Annotated in this window: 11 protein-coding genes; 3 read left to right on the top strand and 8 right to left on the bottom strand. The window is 59.9% G+C overall.

Annotated elements, in window-relative coordinates:
- Positions 1–201: 201 nt before the first annotated feature.
- The 4 genes from guaA to C7534_RS03220 all read right to left on the bottom strand — a co-directional run bounded on the left by guaA (position 202) and on the right by C7534_RS03220 (position 5,033).
- A complete protein-coding gene (gene guaA, locus C7534_RS03235; protein ID WP_077431317.1) occupies positions 202–1,779 on the bottom strand; it encodes a glutamine-hydrolyzing GMP synthase in 1,578 nt (525 codons plus the stop codon).
- A 99-nt stretch (positions 1,780–1,878) separates the two neighbouring features.
- Positions 1,879–3,348: an IMP dehydrogenase gene (gene guaB, locus C7534_RS03230; RefSeq protein ID WP_046026607.1), complete on the bottom strand. Its 1,470-nt coding sequence runs from the start codon at positions 3,346–3,348 to the stop codon at positions 1,879–1,881.
- Between the two features lie 185 nt (positions 3,349–3,533).
- Positions 3,534–4,082, bottom strand: coding sequence for a hypothetical protein (locus tag C7534_RS03225; RefSeq protein WP_046026608.1), 549 nt, complete (start codon positions 4,080–4,082; stop codon positions 3,534–3,536).
- A 183-nt stretch (positions 4,083–4,265) separates the two neighbouring features.
- Positions 4,266–5,033, bottom strand: coding sequence for a sulfite exporter TauE/SafE family protein (locus C7534_RS03220; protein WP_109784985.1), 768 nt, complete (start codon positions 5,031–5,033; stop codon positions 4,266–4,268).
- A 258-nt stretch (positions 5,034–5,291) separates the two neighbouring features.
- Between C7534_RS03220 and xseA the strand changes: the two genes are divergently transcribed.
- Positions 5,292–6,671 (top strand): exodeoxyribonuclease VII large subunit, encoded by a 1,380-nt coding sequence (gene xseA / locus C7534_RS03215; RefSeq protein WP_046026610.1) that lies wholly within the window; start codon positions 5,292–5,294, stop codon positions 6,669–6,671.
- 3 nt (positions 6,672–6,674) lie between these two features.
- Positions 6,675–7,496, top strand: a complete 822-nt coding sequence (locus tag C7534_RS03210) for a peptidoglycan DD-metalloendopeptidase family protein (RefSeq protein ID WP_109784984.1) — start codon at positions 6,675–6,677, stop codon at positions 7,494–7,496.
- 107 nt (positions 7,497–7,603) lie between these two features.
- Here C7534_RS03210 and C7534_RS03205 read toward each other — a convergent pair whose 3' ends face one another.
- Positions 7,604–7,960 carry a hypothetical protein gene (locus tag C7534_RS03205; protein WP_046026612.1) on the bottom strand — a complete coding sequence of 119 codons (357 nt, stop codon included), beginning with the start codon at positions 7,958–7,960 and terminating at the stop codon, positions 7,604–7,606.
- 386 nt (positions 7,961–8,346) lie between these two features.
- Between C7534_RS03205 and leuA the strand changes: the two genes are divergently transcribed.
- Positions 8,347–10,026, top strand: a complete 1,680-nt coding sequence (leuA, locus tag C7534_RS03195; RefSeq protein WP_046026615.1) for a 2-isopropylmalate synthase — start codon at positions 8,347–8,349, stop codon at positions 10,024–10,026.
- A gap of 174 nt (positions 10,027–10,200) precedes the next feature.
- On the opposite strand, the gene C7534_RS03190 is transcribed toward leuA, so the two are convergent.
- From C7534_RS03190 to C7534_RS03180, 3 genes are all read right to left on the bottom strand, one after another.
- Positions 10,201–10,599: a hypothetical protein gene (locus C7534_RS03190; protein WP_109784982.1), complete on the bottom strand. Its 399-nt coding sequence runs from the start codon at positions 10,597–10,599 to the stop codon at positions 10,201–10,203.
- Positions 10,600–10,678: 79 nt separating this feature from the next.
- Positions 10,679–11,470 (bottom strand): amidohydrolase, encoded by a 792-nt coding sequence (locus tag C7534_RS03185; protein WP_109784981.1) that lies wholly within the window; start codon positions 11,468–11,470, stop codon positions 10,679–10,681.
- Positions 11,458–12,606 carry a pyridoxal phosphate-dependent aminotransferase gene (locus tag C7534_RS03180; RefSeq protein ID WP_109785262.1) on the bottom strand — a complete coding sequence of 383 codons (1,149 nt, stop codon included), beginning with the start codon at positions 12,604–12,606 and terminating at the stop codon, positions 11,458–11,460. Before C7534_RS03180 ends, C7534_RS03185 begins: the two co-directional genes overlap by 13 nt.
- Positions 12,607–12,715: the final 109 nt, after the last annotated feature.

Below are 12,715 nucleotides of genomic sequence, written 5' to 3'. Positions count from 1 at the left end.
CCTCACATGAAAAGCGGCAGGCCCAAGGCCCGCAAAAGGCGAATACGATACACCCGCAGTTGTGAAAGAAACAGCAAAGCGCCCGTGACGACGGGACGCAGGCTCGCCAAACGACAAAGCGGCCCCATGAAAAAAGCCGTGTGAACTCACGCTCACACGGCTTTTTTATCCAGCGATCAAACCTTCAAGGTTTGTGCAGGATCACTCCCACTCAATCGTCGCTGGCGGCTTGCTCGACACGTCGTAAGTGACGCGGGAGATGCCTTCGATTTCGTTGATGATCCGGCCGCTGACGGTTTCCAGCAGCTCGTAAGGCAGGTGCGCCCAACGTGCGGTCATGAAGTCGATGGTTTCCACGGCACGCAGGGCAACGACCCAGGCGTAACGACGGCCATCGCCAACCACGCCAACCGATTTCACAGGCTGGAACACCACGAACGCTTGGCTGACCTTGTGGTACCAGTCGGCTTTGCGCAGTTCTTCGATGAAGATGTGGTCGGCGCGACGCAGCAGGTCGGCGTATTCCTTCTTCACTTCACCGAGGATCCGCACACCCAGGCCCGGGCCCGGGAACGGGTGACGGTAGACCATGTCGTACGGCAGGCCGAGTTCCAGGCCCAGACGACGGACTTCGTCCTTGAACAGCTCACGCAGCGGTTCAACCAGCTTGAGGTTCATCTCTTCCGGCAAGCCACCCACGTTGTGGTGCGACTTGATGACGTGAGCCTTGCCGCTTTTGGCGCCAGCCGACTCGATCACGTCCGGGTAGATAGTGCCTTGTGCGAGGTACTTGATGTTATCCAGTTTGTTGGACTGGGCATCGAATACATCGATGAAGGTACGGCCGATGATCTTGCGCTTCTTCTCCGGGTCGGACTCGCCGGCCAGGTTGTTCAGGAACTGATCTTCAGCGTTGGCGCGAATCACTTTGACGCCCATGTTCTCGGCGAACATGGCCATCACTTGCTCGCCTTCGTGCAGACGCAACAGGCCGTTGTCGACGAAGACGCAGGTCAGTTGGTCGCCAATGGCTTTGTGCAGCAACGCGGCAACAACCGAAGAGTCCACACCGCCGGACAGGCCGAGCAGTACGTTGTCGGTACCGACCTGGGCACGCACCTGAGCGATGGCGTCTTCAGCGATTTTCGACGGCGTCCACAGGGCTTCACAGCCGCAGATGTCGAGGATGAAGCGCGACAGGATGCGACCGCCCTGTTTGGTGTGGGTCACTTCCGGGTGGAACTGCACGCCGTAGTAACCGCGCGCGTCGCTGAACATACCGGCGATCGGGCAGCTCGGGGTGCTGGCCAGGATGTGGAAGTCTTCCGGCATCTTGGTGACCTTGTCACCGTGGCTCATCCAGACGTCGAGGCCGAACAGGCCGTCAGCGTCGATGTGGTCTTCGATGCCGTCGAGCAGGCGGCTCTTGCCGACCACGTCGACACGGGCATAACCGAACTCACGCAGCTCGGAACCTTCAACCTTGCCACCGAGCTGTTCAGCCATGGTCTGCATGCCGTAGCAGATACCGAAGACCGGTACGCCCAGGTCCCAGACGGCTTGTGGTGCGCGGGGGCTGTCGGCAACGTGTACAGACTCGGGGCCGCCGGCGAGGATGATCCCTTTTGGCGCGAATTCGCGGATCGCTTCGTCGTCCATGTCGAACGGATGCAGTTCGCAGTACACGCCGATTTCACGCACGCGGCGGGCAATCAGCTGGGTGTACTGGGAACCGAAGTCGAGGATCAGGATGCGGTGAGCGTGAATGTCGAGGGCCATGATTCAGTCTCGTCTAAGTAAGTCAGAAACAGTCGTGATTCAGAAACAACTCGGGGCTGAATAGAACAGCCCCGGTTGCTTAACGATTTGCTTGAAGGCTCAACCTACGCGGTAGTTTGGCGCTTCTTTGGTGATCTGTACGTCGTGAACGTGGGACTCGGCCATGCCAGCGCCGGTGATCCGCACGAACTCAGGCTTGGTGCGCATTTCTTCGATGTCGGCACTGCCGGTGTAACCCATCGAGGAACGCAGGCCGCCCATCAGTTGATGGATGATGGCGCTCAGGGTGCCCTTGTAAGGAACACGGCCTTCGATACCTTCCGGAACCAGCTTCTCGGCGCCTGCCGAAGAATCCTGGAAGTAACGGTCGGAGGAGCCTTGAGCCTGGGACATGGCGCCCAGCGAGCCCATGCCACGGTAAGCCTTGTACGAACGACCCTGGAACAGTTCGATTTCGCCCGGTGCTTCTTCAGTACCGGCGAACATCGAGCCCATCATTACGCAGGAGGCACCGGCAACGATGGCCTTGGACAGGTCACCGGAGAAACGGATGCCGCCGTCGGCGATCAACGGAACGCCAGTGCCTTCGAGGGCAGCGGCGACGTTGGCGATGGCACTGATTTGCGGGACGCCGACACCGGCGACGATACGGGTGGTGCAGATCGAGCCAGGGCCGATACCGACCTTGACTGCGTCAGCGCCTGCTTCGGCCAGGGCCTTGGCGGCAGCGCCCGTGGCGATGTTGCCGCCGATGACCTGCACTTCAGGGAAATTCTGTTTGACCCAGCGAACGCGGTCGATCACGCCTTTGGAGTGACCGTGAGCGGTGTCGACCACCACCACGTCAACGCCGGCATTGACCAGGGCAGCGACGCGATCACCGGTGTCTTTACCGGTACCGACTGCCGCACCAACGCGCAGACGACCTTGATCGTCCTTGCTGGCCAGCGGGTAGGCTTTGGCTTTTTCGATGTCGTTGACGGTCATCATGCCCTTGAGGGCGAATTTGTCGTCGACGATCAGCACGCGTTCGATGCGGTGCTTGTGCAACAGCTCGCGAACGTCGTTCTTGTCGGCGCCTTCCTTGACCGTGACCAGACGCTCTTTCGGCGTCATCACTTCACGGACACGGGCGTCCAGACGGTTTTCGAAACGCACGTCACGGGAAGTGACGATGCCGACCAGGTCGCCATCGTGCAGTACCGGAACGCCGGAGATGTTGTGCATGCGGGTCAGTTCGAACAGTTCACGAACCGTGGCATCCGCCTCGATCGTGATCGGGTCCTTGACCACACCGGCTTCGTAACGCTTGACCTTGCGCACTTCGGCAGCTTGCTGCTCGATGGTCATGTTCTTGTGGATGATGCCGATGCCACCTTCCTGAGCCATGGCGATTGCCAGACGGGCTTCAGTAACGGTGTCCATGGCGGCAGAAACCAGAGGAATGTTCAGCTCGATGCCACGGGTTAGGCGGGTCTTGAGACTGACTTCGTTAGGAAGCACCTCGGAATAACCGGGCACTAGGAGAATGTCGTCGAATGTCAGAGCTTCTTGGCTGATACGCAGCATCGCGGGGGCTCCCGAGCGGGAAAATGGAAGCGCGCCATTATAGTCAGACACCCCCTCGGGTTCAATGTAAAACTCTGTCTATTATCGACACGGTCGATCGACGGGTATTTAACGCCGAATTCTGTAGGAGCAAGGCTTGCCCGCGATGGCGTCCTTAAGTCCGCCATCGCCAGCAAGCTGTGCTCCTACAGTTCGACTTTTACCCAGATGACCGGCTGATCGAGCCAATCGGCAAACTCGTCGATAAAGCTCTGCTTGAACCCGGCTTCAGCCCAGTTGTTGAAGATAAAACCCAGGTTGGAAAAGCCGCATTCCTGCAGGAACAGAAATCCGTTGATGTCATCTTCATGCCCGCATTCAGGGCAGGTGAAGTTATCGGTGCGGCCCGGCATCCAGTCTTCCAGGCTTTCGAACAAGGCTTCGCCTACTTCCTTGCGGCACTCGGCGCAGCCCGCCTCGCCCAGGAAACCTTTGGCCGGTGTATAGATGCAGCGCTTGGTGACGATCTCCAGGCCATTGATCGGCTCGCCGAACGGCAGGGCCTCTGGATGCAGGACCACATCGCGCGCACCTTCGGCGATGGCGTGGGCCATGCGATTGCCCGTGCGGCCACAGGTGGTCAGCTCTTCATTGATGATGTTCTTGCGCACCAGCCACCGCACGACCGCGCGAGCCCGGGGCTCGTGCACCGGCAACGTGGAGATTTTCGGGACGATGATGCTTTGTGAATTCATGGTGCAAGCCTGCTGCGTCAAATGGATGTTCTGCGGTATTCGTACTGGCGCCTTCGCGGGCAAGCCCGCTCCCACAGGGATCTCTGGTGAGCACAAATGTGCGTACGACCAAGATCATGTGGGAGCGGGCTTGCCCGCGAAGGCGTCAGGACGGCCGGCAGCTTAATACCTGACGAAATCGGGTCAAGCACTCAAGTACCGCCCGATCAAGGCAATCCCGCTGGCCAATACCAACCACGTCACCAGCCGCACAAACGCTTCGCGGGACAACCTCATGGTCAACCGCCGCCCGATCCATAACCCCAGGGCCATGGCCGGTAACAAACACAGGGCCAACACCAACAAGGGTAGCTCGGCATACACGCCTGCGATGGCAAACAGGCTCAACCGCACCACCGTGCTGCAACTGATCAGCGCACTCTGGGTCGCCCGGGCCGCCTCTTTGGGCAGGCGACTGTTCAAATAGATGGCATATAAAAAGCCGCCACTGCCAAACAACGCCCCGAACATCCCGCCCACCGTGCCCATCGGCACCGCCCAGCCGGCAGACAACTGTGTCGGCCGGGTTTTGACCCACAGGCTGTAAATCGCGTACGCGCTGATAAACAGCCCCATCAACAGCAGCAACACGTCGGATTTCAGGTTCAACAGAAAGATCACCCCCAGCGTGCAGCCCACCGCCATGCACGGCAGCAACCGCAACAACTCGGGCTTCGCCACATCGCGTCGCGAGGGCAGCAGATTGCCGAACGCCGCGACAAAATCGAGCAACACCAGCAACGGCACGATTTTCGACAGCGGCATGAACAAAATCAGAATCGGCCCCGCCACCAACGCCGTGCCGAAGCCGGCGATGCCAAACACGATGTAGGCCAGGGCGATGCCCAGCCCGATCACCAGCCAATCCATTGGAGCGAATGGCCATTGATGCAACATCTCAAAAACATTCATCTGAATACCTTCCCTGATTACCGCTGATGACTGTACCTGTCGCGGAGCCGTTACACGATCCATGTAGCAGCTGGCGAAGCCTGCGTCGACCGGTCCGCGCTCGGGCGCAGCAGTCGCTAATGCATACGCCGCATCCGTCCTGACACAACGCGCAGTCTGATCTTGCGGCGGCTGCGCAGCCGGACGCAGGCTTCGCCAGCTGCTACAGGATTTCGTCAACGTAGAGATTCACGTGCGAATGCCTTTAAACTGCGCCCCATGATTAAAGATCCCTTTGCAAGACTCGGCCTGGACCGTGAAGTCCTGACTGTCAGCCAGCTCAACGGCCGCGCGCGGGTGTTGCTTGAAGACGTGTTCAGCAATATCTGGGTCGAAGGCGAAATTTCCAACCTCGCCCGCCCGGCGTCCGGCCACGTGTATTTCACCCTCAAGGACAGCGGCGCCCAGGTGCGTTGCGCGCTGTTTCGCCAGAACGCGGCCCGGGTTCGCCAGGCGCTGAAGGATGGCTTGGCGGTCAAAGTCCGCGGCAAGGTTTCATTGTTCGAGGGACGTGGCGACTATCAGTTGATCCTCGACACGGTGGAGCCGGCAGGTGATGGCGCGTTGCGCCTGGCGTTCGATGCACTGAAGGAAAAGCTCAGCGCCGAAGGCCTGTTCAGCGCCGAGCGCAAAGTGCCGCTGCCGGCGCATCCGCAACGCATCGGCATTATCAGTTCGCCGACCGGCGCGGTGATCCGCGACATTATCAGCGTGTTCCGTCGCCGCGCACCGCAGATCCAGCTGACGCTGATCCCCACGGCCGTGCAAGGTCGCGAAGCCACTGCGCAGATTGTCCGTGCGTTGAAACTCGCGGATGCCCGTGGTTTCGACGCGTTGATCCTGGCCCGTGGCGGCGGTTCGCTGGAAGACCTCTGGTGCTTCAACGAAGAGGCCGTGGCCCGTGCCGTCGACGCCTGTGTCACGCCTATTGTCAGTGCCGTCGGCCACGAAACCGACGTATCGATCAGTGACTTCGTGGCCGACGTCCGCGCCCCGACCCCTTCCGCCGCTGCCGAACTGCTCGCACCGGATTCCAACGATCTGGTGCGCCGGGTCGAAAGCCTGCATCGCCGACTGGTGATGCGTATGCGCGACCGTTTGATGCGCGACCGCCTGCGTCTGGAGGGTATCTCCCGCCGTTTGCGCCATCCCGGCGAACGCCTGCGCCAGCAAGCGCAACGTCTGGACGACCTGGACATGCGCATGCGCCGCGCGTTCGAACGCAGCCTCAACACCCGTCGCGAGCGCTTGATTCGCCTGGAAACCCGCCTCGCCGGGCAACATCCGGGGCGTCAACTGGCACTGCTGCGCCAACGCCTCGACAGCCTTGCCGAACGCCTGCCGCGTGCGATACGCGAAGGCCTCAAGTCGCGACGCCTGCAATTGCAAAGTCAGGTGCAGACCCTGCAAGTGGTCAGCCCGTTGGCGACCCTGGCCCGTGGTTACAGCATCTTGCTGGACGAACGTGGCAACGCGATCCGCAGCGCCGGGCAAACCCACAATGGCCAGCGCCTCAAGGCCAGACTCGGCGACGGCGAACTGCAAGTGCGGGTCGAAGACAATCACCTGACGCCTGTCACCCTTTCTCTACTGGATTGATCCATGCCGCGTTTTCTAGCTCCACTGCTGTTGTTGTGCCTGACCTTCAACGCCAATGCCGACAGTTACATCACCCGCCTGTTGAACAAACCGGTACCGGGCGGCGTGGCGGTGGTGGATCTGGGCAGCGCGGCCCAGGCACCTAAAGCCAGCTACCAAGGCAAACCGGTGCTGGTGGTCAAGGAACAGAACAATTGGCTGGCGATTGTCGGCGTGCCGTTGACGGTCAAGCCGGGCACGCAGCAAGTCAGCAGCGGCGGCCGCACATTGAATTTCACTGTTGGTAACAAGAAGTACCCGGAACAACACATCACGCTGAAGAATACGCAGCAGGTCAATCCGAACCCGGACAATCTCAAGCGTATTGAAGGCGAACTGGCGGAACAGATTGCCGCCTACCGCACGTTCAGCCCGAATACGCCAAGCAACCTGCTGCTGGACAAACCCGTCAACGGACCGCTGTCGAGCAAGTTCGGCGTGCGCCGTTTCTTCAATGGTGAAGAGCGCAATCCTCACGCGGGCCTGGATTTCGCAGTGCCTGCCGGTACGCCGATCAAGACCCCGGCGACGGGCAAGGTGATTCTGATCGGCAACTACTTCTTCAATGGCAACACGGTATTTGTCGATCACGGGCAAGGCTTTATCAGCATGTTCTGCCATATGTCGAAAATCGACGTGAAGGTCGGTCAACAACTGGCTCGTGGCGCAGTGGTCGGGAAAGTCGGGGCGACGGGCCGCGCGACCGGGCCGCACATGCACTGGAATATCAGCCTGAATGATGCGCGGGTGGATCCGGCGATTTTTATCGGGGCGTTTCAGCCTTGATTAGTCGGTGAGGCTGCCGGCCTCATCGCGAGCAGACTCACTCCCACATTGGATTTATGTACGTGCAGGAGTGAGCCTGCTCGCGATGGCGGCATAACAGACGCCATCTATTCAGCTTCCAAGTCCTCAATCCCATGGGCTTCCCGGTCCGCCAGGCAATGCTTGATCCACTCCTGGGTCTCCTGCGAAAACCCGGTCAACTCTTCAGCCGTGATCAACTCCCGCGCGCACAACCCCAACAAGTGCGATCGCGCCTCATGGCGTGAAAACCTGAACACACCAAACGCCCAATACAACTCCTTTTGCCGGGACTGAAGCAGCTCTTCAGTGGCTTCAATCCGCTCGTAAGGCGCCAGGCTTTTGTCCAGCACTGCGCGCTCGACCTCCTCCATGATCCGGATACACATCCGCTCATGAGCCAACGGGCGCAACGCGCTATACCGCTTCCAGTCCGACTCGTTCATGTCCGACTCCTGCCTTGTTCAGGCTTTAAGCATAGCTGTGCACAAGAGGTCGTCGCCTCAGCTCTCCAATTGCGCAGTGCGCAAACCTCGCGCAATCATCAAAACAATCACCGCCATTCGCAGCAATAAAATCTCGATTAACTCGGCTTTCCGGGTATTCCTCTCAATTTTTTTCGACTGCTTGCCATCCTTTCCCCTCGCGGTTAGGGTTGAAGGCATGAAAACCTTTCACACCCTCATTCAGCTTCGCCAGCACCGCAGCCTGTGCCTCGTCAGCGCACGACTGCCAAGCTGAATCGCGGTGCCTCGCCCCACGCTTTTCCCCAAGAACTTTTGATCCACCGGCAGGCCGCCTTTTTTCGGCCCACACAATAAGGATTCCCCCGATGAGCATGCTCAAAGATCCGTCTTCGAAATACCGCGCGTTCCCGACCATCGACATCCCGGACCGCACCTGGCCGTCGAAGACCATCACCGCCGCGCCGATCTGGTGCAGCTCTGACCTTCGCGATGGCAACCAGTCGCTGATCGAGCCAATGGACGCGGTCAAGAAGCTGCGTTTCTGGAAAACCCTGGTGTCGGTTGGCGTGAAAGAAATCGAAGCCTCGTTCCCTGCAGCGTCGCAAACCGACTTCGACTTCGTGCGGACCCTCATCGAAGGCAACCACATCCCGGACGACACCACCATTCAGGTGCTGACCCAGGGCCGTGAAGACTTGATCGAACGCACCTTCGAATCCCTGCGAGGGGCGAAAAAAGCCATCGTTCACTTGTACAACGCGACGTCCCCTTCTTTCCGCCGGATTGTCTTTAATCAGGACAAGGACGGGATCAAGGAAATCGCCGTGAGCGCGGCCAAGCTGTTCGTCAAATACGCAGCCATGCAGCCGAACACCGAGTGGACCTTCGAATACTCGCCGGAAACTTTCAGCGCCACTGAGCTGGAGTTCGCCAAGGAAGTCTGCGACGCGGTGATCGAGGTCTGGAACCCGACGCCTGAGCACAAGATGATCCTCAACTTGCCGGCCACTGTCGAATGCGCGACCCCGAACATCTACGCCGACCAGATCGAATGGTTCGGCCGTCACATCAACCGTCGTGACAGCGTGATCATCAGCCTGCACACCCACAACGACCGTGGCACTGGCGTGGCCGCCACCGAACTGGGCCTGATGGCCGGCGCCGACCGTGTCGAAGGCTGCCTGTTCGGCAACGGCGAGCGTACCGGTAACGTCGACCTCGTGACCGTGGCACTGAACCTCTACACCCAGGGCGTTCACCCTGAGCTGGACTTCTCCGACATCGACGGCGTGCGCAAGGTCGTCGAAGAGTGCAACCAGATCCAGGTACACCCACGCCACCCGTACGTTGGCGACCTGGTGCACACCGCATTCTCCGGCTCGCACCAGGATGCAATCCGCAAGGGCTTCGCCCAGCAGAAACCGGATGCACTGTGGGAAGTGCCGTACTTGCCGATCGACCCGGCCGATATCGGTCGCAGCTACGAGGCGGTGATTCGCGTCAACAGCCAGTCAGGCAAGGGCGGTATCGCGTACCTGCTGGAGCAGGAATACGGCATCAACTTGCCACGCCGCATGCAGATCGAGTTCAGTCAGGTGGTGCAACGTGAAACCGATCGTCTGGGCCTTGAAATGACCGCTCAGCAGATCCACGCACTGCTGCACAGCGAGTACTTGCAAGCCAACACCCCGTACGCGCTGGTCAGCCATCGCCTGCAGGAAGAAAACGGTCACAGCGCCGTGGAAGTGGAAGTTTCCAGCAAAGGTCAGGGCGAAACCAACCTGCACTGGCGCGGCAAGGGCAATGGCGCGCTGGAAGCCTTGGTGGCCGGCTTGCCGATCCCGGTGGAAATCATGGACTACAACGAGCACGCCATCGGCGCGGGCACCAATGCCAAGGCTGCGGCCTACATTGAACTGCGCGTGAACGGTGAACGTGCGGTGCACGGCGTCGGCATCGACGAAAACATCACCACCGCCAGCTTCAAGGCGCTGTTTAGCGCACTGAACCGCTCGCTGAGCCAGCCGGAAGCGAAAGCGGCGTAAGCCTTCGCTGCAATACAAAAGGCCCCAGGTGCGAACCTTGGGGCCTTTTTGTTTGCTTGCTGTTTATTGATCGTTCCCACGCTCCGCGTGGGAATGCCTCCAGGGACGCGGAGCGTCCAGTGACGCGGAGCGTCACGGGCTGCATTCCCACGCAGAGCGTGGGAACGATCAGTGTCAGGCATGGGTATCGACGCTGAACATCGCCTGCAACAGCGCCGCTTGCAGCACTTGCAAGTTGCTGCTGGTCACCGCGATCTGGTTCTGGATCTCCATGACCTTTTGCGCTTTCTGCTCGTTGTCCTGGCTCCTCTGCGCACTCGCAAGCTGAGCCTGCTGTTCGGCCAGCAGCTTTTGGGCTTCTTCGATTTGCTTTTTCAACGCAGTAACCGGATCACCAGCGGCACCGACGACCGCGTCGATGTTGGCCCCGGCACTGTTGACGCGCAGCACTTTGCTGTCATTGTCGATCGGCTCTGCGATCGGCAGCAGCGTGCTTTCGTCTGCCTTGCCAGTGACGACATTAGGCGAAGACACGGCGTGCGAATTGATGGTGATGGAACTGACGTCAATCATGGGTCACGCCTCCTGGACAGACCTTGCTATCGGCCCACCAGGAGGAATCTGCACCCTTAATTGTTCCAACGTGCTGCGATCAGGTGAACTCAAACGTATCAGCATCCAGATTCGCCGGGAAACGGGTGCGATAAGCCTGAAGGTCGGCAGCGTTCAGCACCACCTGGAACACGCCGTCGGCTTCACCAACACTGAGCAAGGTTTCGCCCTGGAAATCCAGCACCTGACTGTCACCGGTGTAGGCAAAGCCTTTGCCATCGGTGCCGATGCGATTCACTGCGGCCACGTAGCAGAGGTTTTCGATGGCCCTTGCCGGCAGCAATCGGTTCCAGTGCTGACGCCGCGCACCCGGCCAGTTGGCGGTGTACAGCAGCAGGTCGGTGTCCTGCGCATCGCGGCTCCAGACTGGAAAGCGCAGGTCGTAGCAAATCAGCGGCCGCACTCGCCAGCCCTTGAGTTCGAACTGCACCTGACGCTCGCCCGGCGTGTAGTGGTTATGCTCGCCCGCCATGCGAAACAGATGGCGCTTGTCGTAGTGCCAGACCTCCCCTTCCGGGCGCGCCCACAACAGACGATTGCGATGACTGCCGTCGGCGGCCTGAATGATGATGCTGCCGGTAATCACCGCATTGAGTTTTGCCGCCTGACTGCGCAGCCATTTGCTGGTTGGACCGTTTTCCGGTTCGGCGAGCGTCTGCGACTCCATGGAAAAACCGGTGGTGAACATCTCCGGCAGGATGATCAGGTCCGCGCCGCGAGCCTGTTCCAGCAACTGCTCGAAATGCTCCAGGTTGGCCTGGCGGTCATGCCAGGCCAGCGTTGTCTGGACCAGCGCGACATTCAGGTTGGGCAATGCACTCAGATCACGCATAGTTTTGCCGCTGCTTCACGCAGGGTCTCCTCACGTTTGGCGAAGCACAAGCGCACCAGGCGCTGGCCGACCGGTGGGGTCTGGTAGAACACCGAGATCGGGATGCTCGCCACGCCATGCTCGCGGGTCATCCACAGCGCCATCTCGACGTCATTGAGGTCCGGACGGATCTGCGAGTAATCGACCAGCTGGAAATACGTACCGGTCACTCGGGTGAAGTCGAAACGCGACGGCGCCAGCAGATCGCAGAACAGATCACGCTTCGCCTGGTAGAAATCCGGCAGCTCTTCGATGTGTTCCGGGTGCTCGGCCATGAAGTCGGCCAAGGCAAATTGCAGCGGCGTCACACCGCAAAAACTGACGTATTGGTGAACCTTGCGCAGCTCGGCAGTCAGCGCTGGCGGCGCGACCACGTAACCGGTTTTCCAGCCAGTAACGTGATAAGTCTTGCCGAAGGAACTGACGACGAAGGCGCGCTGATACAGCTCTTGGTGATTCAGCACGCTGACATGAGGCACGCCGTCGAACACCAGGTGTTCGTAGACTTCATCGCTGACCAGATAGATGTCGCGATCACGAATCAGATCCGCCAACTGATCCAGCTCGGCACGGCTGATCAATGCGCCACTGGGGTTGTGCGGTGAGTTGAGAATGATCATTCGCGTGCGCGGTGTAATGGCATCGGCGAGCTTCTGGAAGTCGATGCTGAAATCAGCCAGCCCCAGTTGCACATGCACACAACGCCCACCGGCCAGTTCCACCGAAGGTTCGTAACTGTCGTAGGCCGGATCAAACACGATGACTTCGTCACCGCTGTGGATAACTGCCTGGATCGCACAGAAAATCGCTTGGGTCGCGCCCGGCGTGATGGTCACTTCATGGTCGGGATCGACATGAACGCCATAACTGCGAGCGATCTTTGCCGCCACTTGCTGGCGTAGCGCCGGCAGCCCGGTCATCGGCGAATATTGGTTATGGCCATTGGCGATGTGCCGGCCGACCGCGTCGCACAGGGCCAGCGGCGCATCGAAATCGGGAAACCCCTGGGACAGGTTTATCGCCCCGGTTTGCGCCGCGAGCTGAGACATCTGAGTGAAGATAGTGATGCCGACATTCGGCAGCTTACTGGTGATCATCGGTGATTCCCTGCTCTACACCCGGCTCTAACGGCGGCGCGGGAGAGCCCGAGGATAGCCCATCCGGTGCCCATAAAAAAAGGGCGCCAATGGGCGCCCTTCTTCTGAT

Origin of the sequence: Pseudomonas sp. OV226, assembly GCF_003148705.1 — a bacterium.
Lineage (GTDB): Bacteria > Pseudomonadota > Gammaproteobacteria > Pseudomonadales > Pseudomonadaceae > Aquipseudomonas.
Note: the sequence above shows the minus strand (reverse complement) of the source record. Positions and strands in the feature narration are given on the sequence as shown.